A 13,580-nucleotide genomic window follows, 5' to 3' on the forward strand; every position below is an offset into this window, starting at 1 on the left:
ATGAACAGTATGATTGAAAAGTTTAACCATTGGATACGGCAGCATAAGCTGTTCGCTATTTCTGCACCCATAATCGTGTTGCTTACGGTATTTTTTATCACGACCAGTATAAGTTCTGTGCGGAACCATGGGAAAAACGATTTGGATAAGGATGGTTACAACAATTTCCTGCCGGACCAAAAGAAGGAACTTAAGGTCGAGGAACCAAACGATATCTATAAAAATGCTCAACAAGATTCTTTGGACGCCCAGAAGAATAATGGACTTTTCAAAAGCATTCTCCACTCAAAAAAAGAAAACGATTCACTGGAACGCCTCTTGGAAGAACTGAACAATTTTTCATTGGACGAAACGGCTTCGCAAGATATCGATGATGAAAACACCCTCGACCAAAACACTACAACCCCCGAATATGTTACAAAAAAGAGCGTAGCCAAAGAAAAACTGGAATACAGGAAGTTACTGATGGAAGCTCGTGACGAACGTCTCTCGCGAAGTCAGGACTATTCCGCACCTTATATGGAATCACCATCTACAGTTACCGTGGAATCAATAAAATTTGATGCGTCAATATATCGCGATCAGTTCATACTGCCCGGTAATCGTGTAGTGCTTATTTTAAGGGAAGATGTGCACTATAATAACAAGCGATTCCCCAAGAACACCTTTGTGTATGCCAAATCGAACTTGCAAGGATCTCGGGTTCTGTTGGAAGTAACCAATATCGACAACGTAAAGATACCGCTAACGGCTATCGACCAAGAAGATGGAATGGTCGGATTACACAACGAAAGGGCAGGTGAACTGCTGAATGAATTTAACGCAGAGATCCGACAACAAGGAGTCAATGAACTTTCCGAAGCGGCAGGAGAAGTTTCTGAAACACCACTCGGTCGAAACCTTGTCCGCTCCTTCGGCAACTTTTTCCAGAAGAAAAAATACAAACAACAGGATAAAATCTTATTGGTCAATGGAGACCGTGTTTTTTTGGTGCCCAAAACCTAAATGAATGGCTAAGAAAATACTACTCATATCAACATTTATTTTCGCTTCGGCATGTGCCGCACAGCGTTATAGCGACACTTTGGAAGTGGCTAGAAACTACAAGACCATTTTGATATTTCCTGAAAATATTTCTGAAAGTATTATCGGGAACGATTTTGGGTTTATAGCAGACCTGCCAAAAGCTGAGGGAAGTAAATTTCATGGAAGGATCTTAAAGCTATATTACGATGAACTTGCCACGGAGGAAAAAAACTTTACGAACCATACCGTAATTACAGAATCGGGCCAAGTCTATGATTTCATTCTTGAACTGACCGAGCGACCAAAACAGTTCACTTGGTACATCAAGCCCGAAATGGCCATTACCAATATTGATGGAACAACAAGAAATGTGCAAAATAACAATAACGCTTCTGAGGGTACTACATCAGAAAACAAAGAGAATGAGGCGGTAGCCATATCAACGGCTAAACCTGCAAAAACTTCCGACAATTCCATAGACAGGGCAACCAAAGAGCTTTACGAAAAAGATCCAATGGAATACTATCGTCTTCGGTGCTATTATATGCAGTTTGACAGGGCCAGAATCAGTCGCTATTTTGCACGGTTGGATAATGTTTTTCTTTGGCTCAAGGGGGTCTATTACAACGAGGACGAACTCTATTTTCAGTTTCGGATCGAGAATAAGGAAGGGCTTGATCTGGACATCAATTTCATCAAGCACCAAATCGCCACAAATTACAGGAACAGTAGCAGCAACCAGCGAATGGAACTAAAGCCCCTTTTTACCTACAAACAGCCCAAAACGGTGGCCGGAAAGAGCGAGAACCATTTCGTGGTGGTCTTTAAAAAATTCGCATTGGACGAAAAAAAAGAGGTGGTCGTGGAATTGGACGAAGAATCGGGCAACCGAAACCTGTCCCTGAAAATCGGGCATGAAATAATCAACAACCCAATACACTTTTGAACATGAAAAATTTATTATTCATAACCGCAATAATAGCTTGCAGTTCAATTCATTCCCAGGAAGGCAATTATGCTTCATCAATCGGGGTCAGCAGCGGATATGCCGAAGACGGTTTTGGCATTATGGCAACCTATAATTACCACTTGAATCGAAATCGGTATGCCCAGTTGAGCGTATTCGCCGCCATAGCGGAAGACCGAGGTACGTTCACGATTCCCTACAACATATTCACGGTACAACCTGGCTATTTCTTTAAAATTCTGGAACAAAGAAACTTTAAACGTTATGCGCTCAATATCGGGGGTGGTGCCATTATCGGTTACGAGGTCATCAACAATGGCAATAGCCTCTTGGAAACGGGTGCGGTCATCGATGCCAAGAGCCAGTTTATCTACGGAGCCTATGTAGGGCTTGAGGGCGAGCTTACCCTGAGCAATGATTTTTCCCTCTTGGTCAAGGCCAACGAGTATTATCATGTAAATAGCGATGTGGGCAATTTCTATCCCTATGCAGGTATCGGCCTTCGTTATTTTCTGTTTTAAAACCAGTCGAAAATGAAAAAGTTAAAAACTACTACAAAAGTGACAATAGGGGTTTTGACCCTCATTTCTATCCTAGTTATTGCCTGTAGCAAGGATTTTGAGGATGTCATTTTGGAAGATTTCGATTTCAGCTTCTCGGTGGAACATCCCGAGGAAAGCTTTGTATTCGAACGTACGAGAACCTCATTTTCCCTGGTTCCGGAAAAGGAAATCTCTACAGTAGATTATTTTCTAAAATACTCGGCAGCCAATGCAAAAGGCTATTTTTTAAACATGGAGGGGGATACGATACGTGAGAACGACACATTGCGCATAACCGATAAAAATTGGGCCTATAATTACGTGGCTATTGATACCGGTATGCATAAGATCAATTTTTTAGCATGGGATTCCAACATGCGAGAGAAGAGATTGGAGCTGTTTCATCGTGCCAAATATGCCAGTTTCAGTTTCTTGCTCAACAAGGGACTTAATGAATTTATCATCAATTCAAAAAACCCGGTCAATCTTACACTTATTCGTGATAAGGAAACTGAAAGTCCAAGTGCAATAGGGAATTTTGAAATAACGTATCAAATCGAGAACGGCTCGGGCAAATTATATTTGGGCGATAAGGTCTTTGATGCGGGGAATCCATTTTTCCTGCCAAAAGGCATTTCCGAACTATCCTACCTACCCGAGAATTTGGGTGAACATAAACTGATCGTTACTGCCAAAGCCCCTGATGGCGCTACCTTGACCCAAGAACTATTATTGACTGTATTAAATCTTGGTTTTACACTCAATACAACGGCTTCCTCTTCACAGGTGGAGCTCGATACGAATCTGGCCATTGCCATAGACCTTGCAACACAGGATGAAAATTCGAATGTGACCTATGAGATAACCCATTCCTTTTCCAGTTCAAGTGAGGGTGGTGGAACCGTAAGGGACCAGAACGGCGGGGTTATGGAACCGGGGCAATTTAGGGCCATTGACCCTGACACTTATAATTTTTCATTTACGAGTACGAATCTGGGAAAGCGTAAAATATATTTTGACGTACGGGACAGTAATGGTCAGCAAAAACGGGACAGCGTCGAAATCGAGGTCGCCAATATTCCGTTCACATTCTCCGGCAACTCGGAAAGTAATTCGGTGTTCATCAATGAAAGGACCCAATTCAACTTCAATATAAAATCCAATGGAAACACGAACAATATAGAATACAGCATCTCCTATGAAATTCTGGAGGGAAATGGTATTGTACGCAACGTGAACGGTACAGAACTCATAAATTCAACGGATTATCCAGTCGCTTTCGGTAATTTTTCACTGTTCTATATCCCAGAGACGGCTGATACCCATAGAGTTTCCTTTGTGGTAACGGATAATTTTGGACAATCCTCTGAACCGGTTATCATCGATCTGGAAATCAAGCAAAATGAATTCGAGGCGACTTTCACCCCATCAAAAACATCTGAATTTACCAATATTCCCGTTTCTGCTATTGTGAATATCGATGAAGAACCTGAAGGCACCAATGACACCTATGAGGCATTTTTTACCTCTGGAAAAAGTGGTGGGGTAAGTATTAACGGAAATTCTTATGGACCTGGGGAGAAATTTAACTTGACCGCAGACATAAACAACATATTTTATACCGGTTTTGAGCCTGGTGAGCATAATTTGGTCTTTAGTGTCGAGTCGGGATCAGGCGTAACCCATGCGACGGAACCTATAACCATAGCATATCAACAAGTTGATTTTTCTTTCACTGGCGGCATCCAAAAATCGGATATTTCTGTTGGGGAGGTGACCTCGGTAAACTTCAATATTTCAGAAAGCGTAGGGTCTTCGGACTATACCATGCGGTTTGCAATGAACGGCAATGCATTGTTGAAGGATACCAATGGAAACGCCGTAAGCCCAGGCAATAGTTACGATGTTCCCAAGGGGAATTTCAATTGGAGTTTGGAGGGCATCAGCGAGGGAACGGTTACTATAACTTTTTATGCCAAAAATGAGACAGGGCTGGAAAAACCTGTTCCCATTACGGTCAATGTCAGCCCGAAAGACTATGTTCTCACTGTAAATGCTACGGGGCCTGGCGCATTTATTGGAGAGGCCATACCCATTAACTTTAATATTACTGAAATCGGCCTGGGGGGAGATACGTATACCATGTACTATTCTACCGGCAATGCTAATAGTACTTTTGAATTTGACGGAAACTCTTATGGCCCAGGAGAGGCATTCCCAGTGCCCGTTGGTTCATTTTCGGGTAACTACACCGGCCTTTCGGAGGGTTTGCACAACATAGTATTCAACACCATATCTTCTTCCAATGTCACCAAAAACGAAAGTGTGGATATTGATTATGAGCGATATGTTGAGCCATTCGATTTAACCATAAGTCAGGCTCCTGGTGAACGCCTTGAGGGAGAGGCATTCAATATAACTGTCATCACCAATGCCATAGGCACCCATGATAATACGGTTTCCTATACGATGACCTTTTCCTTTGAGGGTAATCGAGCGGGTTATTTTCTTCTTTCAGGATCAAGATATGATGAGGGCGAAACCGTTCCATTGAACTATGGGAGCACCAATCTCACATTCTATCCCGACAGTCAGGATACGTTCACCATTGATTTTGAGGTGGAGAACTCAACGGGGGAAACGCAAACCGGAAGCACATTTGTGGATACCTTGAGAAGGCCTGTAGCTTTTGTAAAAGGAGAAAAGTACAATGTCAGTTGTGGCGGTTTGAATGGATGCGATTATCAGGTAAGGATATACACTTGTTATGATATCGGATGTTCCGAGGCCTATGGGGGTGCCACCTTGGACCGAGTAGAGATCAGGATTTACAACAGAAGGGATAATCGATGGGATACCCGGGTATTCAACTATAATGAGGCTGTGGGGAATGGTGTGGACCGATACTTTTTGTTAGAGGAGGAGGCCAGAGAAAGCAGACTACGTTATTTAGACCAAGACTTTGAGGTCAGGGTCAGGGATACCAATGGACAGTGGAGTGAAGTGGCTTTTGGTAAAGTAATAAGGGTATAAGACAAATATCTCTTCGTTTAAAGATTCCTTTTTGAGGCTGTTAACTACGTCTAAATACATAGGTAACAATCACATTGCGGTCATCTAAAAAGTCCTCTTCTTCAACAACTAGTCGGTTTTGGGTAAATTCTATGATCGTCCAATCGCTACGGGTATCAAATCGGATAATCTCGTTATTTATTAATTCATAGGTATCACTTTCCACGTTTTGAAATGCCGGAACATCACCGCAAGAAAGTCCATTTTCATTGATGGTGAAAACATCCTTTTCCCCAGGTCCCCTATCATTGAAAAACGTCAAATTGTCCTTTAGGCACTGCCGAATTTCGTTTGTATTATAAAAGTCATCATTCACTGTGCCATCCCCATTAATATCGACTGCGATGTTGGAACCAATGGCCTCATACTCCCATTGACCAAGCAAGGCTTCTGCCCTATCTGCTTCAGAAACACCATTGTCGTCATTATTACAAGAGTAAATTAATAGCACCAATAAAACTAAAAAGACTTTAGTGTAGATTTTCATTTCGAAATGTTTAGACGCCTTTATAAAGATAAAATTTTTATCCCTAACCTTTTTAACCCTTCCAGTCGATTAAGAAACTATCAATGAGATTAAAACAAGAAATGGAAGATTAAATTGCGTAATTTGACAAGATAAATGCAGGGAGCGCACTTTTACGCCTCCACGTGTTCAGGTGCGGCTCCGAGGAGGTTGATAAATCTGGAACGGAAAGATCTCGATTGTGTCGCGGCGAATTACGTCTGCTCTGGAAATCTTGATGTAGATGATTTGTTAAAATTCAACAGTGGTTGAGTACATATTAAAATAAGGTATCTGTCAAACTCCTTTTAAGCAAAGAGAAACTTATTTTCATGTCTCTTACCCATAAATAACTGTTTTTCATGAAAAGTAACCATTTTTCATATTATATTTGTACTTATATTTCATGAAATGTAACTATGAGTAATCAATTTGCACGAAAAATAAGCACTTTTCACGATAGGGTCTTGCCAGAGGAAGGAATTTTGGTTGGGTATGGTTGGCTTCTACAATTTATCGAGGATACAAGAAATAGACGATTACCTTTACCAGAGCTACTTGCCATTGTAACAGAGAAACAACAGCGGTACAATACCCCACAATGGCAGGTATTTGCAAAACGGTATATCCCCGAGGATAATGCAAGTGGCCATCTCACTTTTGCACTGAAGTACGAAGGTATTGATTTGCTCATTTTAAAAGAGTTTTTTCTGGCAGTGGGTGATGCGCCGGTAATGAGCATGGTGCAGAACGAGCCCACTGGTCAATATTCCAGAAGGATTTGGTTCCTATATGAATGGCTCTTTGGTAAAAAACTGGATATCCCCGATTTAAAAACCGGTAATTATGTTGAAGTTGTAAACCCCAAGCATCAATATGTAGGACCGGTTGAAAATAGTACCAGGCATCGCGTAAAGAATAATCTACCGGGTACCAGAGAATTCTGTCCCATGATACGCAAGACCAAAAAATTAGAGTCTTACGCCGCAACAAAATTTCCTGAAATCATGGAAAAAGGATTAATGGGAAGAAATAAGGACTTGATACGTAGGACGGCCGCATTCCTTTTGCTGAAAGATTCAAAAGCATCCTTTGCCATCGAGGGGGAATATCCTCCGAACATGAGGGCCAGAAATTGGGGCAAGGCCATTGGCCAGGCAGGTAAAAAACCATTGACGATTGAAGAGATTGAGCGACTTCAGGATATTGTAATAGGCACCAAGAAATTGAAGCACATGGGAATTCGCAAAGGCGAAGGATTTATTGGTGAACATGACCGCGAAAGCTTACTTCCAATGCCTGATCATATCTCGGCCAAGGCAAAAGATTTGGAATCATTGCTACGTGGATTGATTGACACTAACAACCTCTTGAAAAACAGTGGCTATAACCCAGTTTTGGCGGCAGCCAGTATCGCTTTTGGTTTTGTGTTCATCCACCCTCTTTCAGACGGAAACGGCAGGATACATCGATATATCATACATCATATTTTGGTTCGCATGGGCTATACCCAGAGGGATATGATCTTTCCGATTTCGGCAGCTATACTGAATCGGATAGGAGAGTATCAAGATATTCTGGAGCACTTCTCATCGCCCAGACTTAATCTAATCGAATGGAAGCCGACCCTTGACCACAACGTTGAAATCTTGAACGACACCATTGACCTCTATCGCTATTTTGACGCCACATTGCAGACAGAGTTTCTTTATGAATGTGTCGAAGAGACCATTGAAAAGATAATACCCGAAGAGTTGGATTTTCTGGAAAAATATGACCAAATGACCCATCAAATCAATGCGTTGGTTAATTTGCCCGATAACAAAGTAGATCTATTAATCAAGCTTCTCAATCAAAACAAGGGAAAGCTGTCAAAAACTAAAAAGGCAAAAGAATTCGAGGAATTATCCCAAGAGGAAATTGAAAATGTCGAAAAAATGTATGCTTCAATCTTTTAACATCCATCAGGTATAACATTAAAAATGGTTCGTAAGGTTCTTCTAGTAATACCAACACCTAAATAAGGAATTACGTTGTGGTGCTTTACTACCCAAAACTAAAAAATCGGTTTCTTGAAACGTTACTTTTCTAAAACTCCTGGTTCCTGCCTAAAGCATTCTACCAGCATTTTGTAGAGTTCTGGATGTTTTCTCTTAAATAAATCGGGACGTTCAAAAAAGTACTCGGCAGCTACGGCAAAAAACTCCGCTTCGTTGGTACCGCCATAGTTTCTTATATCGGATTTATTGGCATTGATAACTTCCATTTCCGCATGGATCAACTTTAACCACGGGATGGTATATTGATGCTCCAACAACCTTTCCGGAATTCCATCCGTGAAATCGTCCAATTTATCAATAAGATGCACAAACTCGTGTATGCCAGTATTGCTTTTGTCGGTTGTGTTTTTGAACCCGTGATGCAATGCTTTTTTCGATAAAATCATTTGCTTTTCAAAACGTCCATTCCCCACAATTCCGCCGATATTACGCGATTTATCTTTGCTGCTAAATTGCATATCCTCATTGAAGTTATCAGGATACAATAGGATTCCGCTTAAATTGGTATAGTGCCATTCGTCAAAACCAAAAACGGGAATTACAGCACTCGCCGCAATTAAAATCTTGTCGAGCTCTTGCAATTCCAGTTGTACCCCATCAATATAGACTTCACTTAAAAATTGCATCATTCGTTGTTGAAAAACTACCTGTTTTGCTTTGGGAAGGTTGCGGTAGAAGAGCACATTTTCCATCAGTAACGGATGCCAATATTTTGGGAACGGTTTTACTTTTTTGCTTCCTATTTTTGAAACAAAATAAACGGCAAGGACAAGCATCAATCCGAATATAATCGTATAAATCATAGTTGATGTAGCGGATAAGGGAATATCATCTGATTTTAGTTTTTCCAAGAATGACCACCATATAATAAATTATCCGGTTTGATTATTTGGAATAGTCCTTCAACAGAAAATTCCAATGGTATCTTTTTAACAATCCTATGTACAAATAGAGTTTCAACTTTTGGGCATTCAATTTTTCATTGACTTTTATTGATGACGTATTGAAGTAGGAGACAATACTGTAAAGTTCTTCTACGCTATAGTTTTCAAGAAGTTCAAAGCAATGATAACGTAAGTAGGTAGCCAAGTTCTTACCTCTATACGCCTGAAACGTGTAAACATTCAAAAGGTAACCTTCCTTATCTTTTATTTTGAAGGAGCGGCCTTTAAACACAAAATCCTGCAAATCAACGAATAATAGGGCGGCAATCTCTTTCCCTCGCTTGAGACCGATACATATCTGCCCCATACTTAAATTCTGCTCTAATTCCTTGGTTGTAAGCCCCATGATGTTATTCATTATCCCAATCTCGTCCAAACCTATATAACATAATTCATAGTCTTTGAAGCTATCTCGAATCTCAGGTTTTTCGGCTCCATTTTTTATTTCCCTATACCAATAGTAGGGTGCGATGTCCAATCCTATCCGGGTCAGAGCATTCCTAAGGGTGAATAAAAATAATCCATGGCGTATTCGGTGCCACAATAACTTCGTTTTATAGAATTTGCTTTTTTCCGCTACCTTCATTTTCTTTTCATTTGACTTAAGTCAGTACTGACAGAACGATATCTTTTAGATTGGATATAAATTTATTATAGGCGTTTGGTGATTAACGAACATCAACACTTTCCGCGCTAAACCCTATTTTCTGCAAAGTAGCTTTTACATCTTCTTCCGAAGCACCATGACTTTCTATAGTCAAGATTTTATCAGGATTAGCGGTATCCACTTCCCAACTTTCAACGCCTTCTTGTTTGTTTAAAAATGGGGTTACTTTAGAGACACAACCACCACAATTGATATTTGTTTTAAATTTTAAAGTTTTCATCGTATTTGAATTTATAATTAATTATTAAAGTTTTGCTCGTTTAAGTCTTAAGCTATTTGCAACCACAGATACGCTACTGAATGCCATTGCTGCTCCCGCAATCATTGGGTCTAATAAGAACCCATTTATGGGATACAAAACGCCCGCCGCAATCGGTATTCCAATGATATTATATATGAATGCCCAAAACAGGTTCTGACGGATTCCCAAAACGGTTCTTTTTGAAAGTTCCAACGCTTTGGGAATGGATTGCAAATCTGAGGTAATCAAGGTCATCTTTGCCATGTCCATAGCGATGTCAGAACCTTTACCCATGGCAATGCTCACATTGGCTTGCGCCAAGGCGTGTGAATCGTTGATGCCATCGCCAACCATAGCTACGATCTTTCCATCAGCTTGCAGTTTTTCTACAAAAGCTGCTTTGTCCGAGGGCATTACTTCTCCTTGATAATTTGTTATTCCTACTTGTTTTGCGACAGCCGATGCGGTTTTATTATTATCTCCAGTAAGCATAAAGACCTCGATGTCTCTTTCTTGAAGTGTTGCTATGGCCTTTTTTGAAGTTTCCTTAATCTTATCCGCAATGGCGAGTATCGCGAGCATTTGTTTTTCATTACCAAAAAATATGACCGTCTTTGCTTGCTCTTCAAGACTCTCTGCTGTTTGCATCAAGGAAGCGTCGATTTGAATATTATTCTCAAGCATTAGTTTATGGTTTCCAACATAGTATTGTGAACCGTCCTTTATTTCAGCTTGAACGCCTTTTCCTGTAATACTTTCAAAAGAAGCAATTTCAGCTTTTTCAATATTTTCATCTTTTAAGTGGTTGACCACCGCTTCCGCCAAAGGGTGTTCTGATTGTGCTTCAATTGCTAAAAGAATTTGTTTGTATTTTTTCGTGTCTTTATTATTCTCAGACCAATGAATATCCGTCACTAATGGTTTTCCTTTGGTAATGGTACCCGTTTTATCAAGAATGACTGCGTTCACTTTGTGTCCTAGTTCTAAACTTTCGGCATCTTTTATTAGGATATTGTTCTCGGCACCTTTGCCAATCCCCACCATTATAGCCGTAGGTGTAGCCAATCCCAATGCACAGGGACAAGCGATAACCAATACTGCTACAGAGGTCAATAAGGCCTGCGAAAATGCATTATCGTCTCCTACCGACATCCAAACAATAAACGTAATGATAGATATCCCCAAAACGATAGGAACAAATATTCCCGCTATTTTATCGACCAGTTTTTGAACGGGTGCCTTGCTTCCCTGGGCTTCCTGAACCATTTTAATGATTTGGGACAGCAAGGTTTCGCCGCCTACTTTTTCAGCGGTAAATTGAAAACTTCCTTTTTGGTTTACCGTACCCGCAAATACTTTTCCACCATCTGATTTTTCTACGGGAACAGGTTCACCTGTAATCATACTTTCATCAACATACGAGTTGCCTTTTGAAACTTCACCATCCACAGGAATTTTCTCACCAGGCCGTACCAAGATGGTCTGCCCAACTTGGACTTCGGAAATCGGAATCTCCATTTCTTCACCGTCCTCAACAATCTTTAACGTTTTGGGCTGTAATCCCATCAGTTTTTTAATGGCCGAAGAAGTGTTCGACTTTGCTTTTTCCTCCAACAATTTCCCAAGGGAAATGAACGTAATAATGACCGTGGCCGCTTCGTAATAGACGTGAGGTTCTATACCACGGCTCAACCAAAATTCGGGAAAGAGCGTATTGAAAACACTGAACACAAAGGCAATCCCCGTACTGAGCGCGACCAAAGTATCCATATTGGCCTTGGCGTACTTTGCTTGCTTAAAGGCATTGATAAAAAAGCTACGCCCGAACCAAAAAAGCACCGGTATGGTCAAGACCAACGAAATCCATTTTCCAGGTATCCATTCCATAAAGAACATCCCAAGAACGAAAATGGGCAACGTTAAAATTGCCGACCAAATGGTACGGTTTTTTATGTCTCGGTAATGTTGCCGCTGAAGTTCTTGTTGCGCTTCGGCTGGGTCTTCGACATCAATAATGATATCATAGCCCACTTCACGCAGCACGTTTTGCAGTTTTTCTTCGGAAACACTTGCATCATAATCTACCCACACGGAATTGCTGGCAAAATTTACGGTGGCCTTGTTTACACCATCGATATGGGAAAGAATCGACTCCATACTACTGGCACAGGCAGCACAGGTCATACCTGTTACCGGAAAGGATTTTTTGATATCTGATTTCTTGGTTTTATCCTTTTGCTCCAAAACAGTTGTGGTTTCCATAGCTTTACCTGAATTGCTTTATGCAAAGTTCAGAATCGTTACCGCCAACCTTGTTACGAAATTTGCTGAAAGAGTTGTAATATTCTCGGGAAAACAACTAGTCAAAGTTGTTTTTCTAGCTCAGCGACTGTTTTCTTAAACTGTTCTAAATCCTTGAAGATATGTGCCCCTATCTCTATGGCTTTGCGATAATAGGGAAGAATGATTTTGGGAAAGCTCCTTTTCTTGTACTCATTTTCCTCTACATCCATTTTGTCTTTACGGACATCCCCAAATTTCAACAGTAATAGTGTTGCTCGTCGTATTTCCTGCGGGTTATTTCGTTCTTTGATTTTATCCACCAAATTGAAAAACTCTAAGTCATTCTTGGTAATGTTAGCTTTTGTTTCGTATCGTCTTAATTGTTCGTCAATCTCTATATCTTCAATTCTGGCTAAGTTCATATTGATATTATGGCCTGCCCAAAAACCATACTCTTCATCGAACCAAATGCCAGAATCGTGCCATTTACCAAAGAAGTTGACGGCATTTTTAATGCGGAAACCTTTCAGTCCTTCCTCAGAACCCAAAATGGTAACCTCGCAAGGATTGGGAAACATTCCCATTACAACCACATCCTTTTTATAAGAATTAAAATATTGAAAATACAATTTCTTGAAAATGTCAAATAAGTCAATAACATTGTTCAACTTGGGATAGAAAAATTCATCTAAATCGAAGGAATGAATCAAAACGCCATCTAAATTGATAGGGTCTGAATCGTGCATAACATACCGACCTTCGTCTATAGAATAGGCGGAATGAAAGAAACTGTTGCGTATTTCTTTAAAATGGTTCTGTTCATAAAAATCGATTAGGTGCTGCTTTTCCGAATCGGCCAAGAGCTCCATCAAGAAATCTTGTTTTTCGCCAATTCCCAAAAGGCGCTCATATTTTTTCGTTTTCCAAAAAAGATATGATGAACCTTTGTACCCCAATTTAATACGGCACAAATTACCTATTATGTTGTAGAAGTCGCTGTTCTCAAAAAAAGTGGAGTAAATCTGTAAACCCATACGGGTTTTCTCTTTTCCTTCTAATTCATTGTACAACCTTTTATAAAACTCGATTGCATCGAACCATTCATGAAGGTTAGAGTTTAAATTAGATGAACTGATTCCCCTATAATTAATCAGGTTAAGTACAAAATCGAATTCGCTTTTAGCCTTGGCTTCTTCAAAAAGATTTCTCAAATCATTTATCGGAGGTTGTGCATCTTCCATAAATAAAAGTACTTATAAAACGGCAAACCCCC

At 40.3% G+C, this 13,580-nt stretch carries 11 protein-coding genes; 5 read left to right on the forward strand and 6 right to left on the reverse strand.

What is annotated here, in order from left to right; all coding sequences use genetic code 11:
- Genes traM through DX873_RS06770 form a run of 4 tightly spaced genes read left to right on the forward strand, consistent with a single transcriptional unit; the run spans position 1 to position 5,568 of the window.
- Positions 1-1,005 carry a conjugative transposon protein TraM gene (gene traM, locus DX873_RS06755; RefSeq protein ID WP_067037736.1) on the forward strand — a complete coding sequence of 335 codons (1,005 nt, stop codon included), beginning with the start codon at positions 1-3 and terminating at the stop codon, positions 1,003-1,005.
- Positions 1,006-1,009: 4 nt separating this feature from the next.
- Entirely contained in the window at positions 1,010-1,972 is a 963-nt protein-coding gene (locus DX873_RS06760) for a DUF4138 domain-containing protein (RefSeq protein ID WP_067037734.1), read from the forward strand.
- Positions 1,973-1,974: 2 nt separating this feature from the next.
- Positions 1,975-2,514, forward strand: a complete 540-nt coding sequence (locus DX873_RS06765) for a conjugal transfer protein TraO (RefSeq protein ID WP_067037733.1) — start codon at positions 1,975-1,977, stop codon at positions 2,512-2,514.
- 12 nt (positions 2,515-2,526) lie between these two features.
- The gene (locus tag DX873_RS06770; RefSeq protein ID WP_067037730.1) at positions 2,527-5,568 is read left to right on the forward strand and encodes a TraQ conjugal transfer family protein; all 3,042 of its coding nucleotides are present in this window, start codon (positions 2,527-2,529) and stop codon (positions 5,566-5,568) included.
- A 40-nt stretch (positions 5,569-5,608) separates the two neighbouring features.
- On the opposite strand, the gene DX873_RS06775 is transcribed toward DX873_RS06770, so the two are convergent.
- Positions 5,609-6,094 carry a hypothetical protein gene (locus tag DX873_RS06775; protein ID WP_067037728.1) on the reverse strand — a complete coding sequence of 162 codons (486 nt, stop codon included), beginning with the start codon at positions 6,092-6,094 and terminating at the stop codon, positions 5,609-5,611.
- A 437-nt stretch (positions 6,095-6,531) separates the two neighbouring features.
- Between DX873_RS06775 and DX873_RS06780 the strand changes: the two genes are divergently transcribed.
- On the forward strand, positions 6,532-8,070 hold the full coding sequence (locus tag DX873_RS06780; protein WP_067037726.1) for a Fic family protein: 1,539 nt from the start codon (positions 6,532-6,534) through the stop codon (positions 8,068-8,070).
- Between the two features lie 122 nt (positions 8,071-8,192).
- On the opposite strand, the gene DX873_RS06785 is transcribed toward DX873_RS06780, so the two are convergent.
- The 5 genes from DX873_RS06785 to DX873_RS06805 form a co-directional block, all read right to left on the reverse strand.
- Entirely contained in the window at positions 8,193-8,948 is a 756-nt protein-coding gene (locus DX873_RS06785; protein WP_404828015.1) for a M90 family metallopeptidase, read from the reverse strand.
- A gap of 109 nt (positions 8,949-9,057) precedes the next feature.
- Complete coding sequence (locus DX873_RS06790; protein WP_116183705.1) at positions 9,058-9,702, reverse strand: GNAT family N-acetyltransferase; 645 nt, start codon at positions 9,700-9,702, stop codon at positions 9,058-9,060.
- Between the two features lie 82 nt (positions 9,703-9,784).
- The gene (locus DX873_RS06795) at positions 9,785-10,003 is read right to left on the reverse strand and encodes a heavy-metal-associated domain-containing protein (RefSeq protein WP_067037721.1); all 219 of its coding nucleotides are present in this window, start codon (positions 10,001-10,003) and stop codon (positions 9,785-9,787) included.
- Positions 10,004-10,027: 24 nt separating this feature from the next.
- Complete coding sequence (locus tag DX873_RS06800) at positions 10,028-12,286, reverse strand: heavy metal translocating P-type ATPase (protein ID WP_116183706.1); 2,259 nt, start codon at positions 12,284-12,286, stop codon at positions 10,028-10,030.
- Between the two features lie 101 nt (positions 12,287-12,387).
- Positions 12,388-13,548, reverse strand: coding sequence for a hypothetical protein (locus DX873_RS06805; RefSeq protein WP_116183707.1), 1,161 nt, complete (start codon positions 13,546-13,548; stop codon positions 12,388-12,390).
- Positions 13,549-13,580 lie beyond the last annotated feature (32 nt).

This window comes from Flagellimonas nanhaiensis (assembly GCF_003382275.1).
Classification (GTDB): Bacteria; Bacteroidota; Bacteroidia; order Flavobacteriales; family Flavobacteriaceae; genus Flagellimonas; species Flagellimonas nanhaiensis.

Coding starts and splice junctions, on each gene's coding strand:
- DX873_RS06760 (WP_067037734.1), top strand. CDS start 1,010: ATGGCTAAGAAAATACTACTCATATCAACATTTATTTTCGCTTCGGCA.
- DX873_RS06765 (WP_067037733.1), top strand. CDS start 1,975: ATGAAAAATTTATTATTCATAACCGCAATAATAGCTTGCAGTTCAATT.
- DX873_RS06795 (WP_067037721.1), bottom strand. CDS start 10,003: ATGAAAACTTTAAAATTTAAAACAAATATCAATTGTGGTGGTTGTGTC.
- DX873_RS06775 (WP_067037728.1), bottom strand. CDS start 6,094: ATGAAAATCTACACTAAAGTCTTTTTAGTTTTATTGGTGCTATTAATT.
- DX873_RS06780 (WP_067037726.1), top strand. CDS start 6,532: ATGAGTAATCAATTTGCACGAAAAATAAGCACTTTTCACGATAGGGTC.
- DX873_RS06805 (WP_116183707.1), bottom strand. CDS start 13,548: ATGGAAGATGCACAACCTCCGATAAATGATTTGAGAAATCTTTTTGAA.
- DX873_RS06770 (WP_067037730.1), top strand. CDS start 2,527: ATGAAAAAGTTAAAAACTACTACAAAAGTGACAATAGGGGTTTTGACC.
- traM (WP_067037736.1), top strand. CDS start 1: ATGAACAGTATGATTGAAAAGTTTAACCATTGGATACGGCAGCATAAG.
- DX873_RS06800 (WP_116183706.1), bottom strand. CDS start 12,286: ATGGAAACCACAACTGTTTTGGAGCAAAAGGATAAAACCAAGAAATCA.
- DX873_RS06785 (WP_404828015.1), bottom strand. CDS start 8,948: ATGCTTGTCCTTGCCGTTTATTTTGTTTCAAAAATAGGAAGCAAAAAA.
- DX873_RS06790 (WP_116183705.1), bottom strand. CDS start 9,702: ATGAAGGTAGCGGAAAAAAGCAAATTCTATAAAACGAAGTTATTGTGG.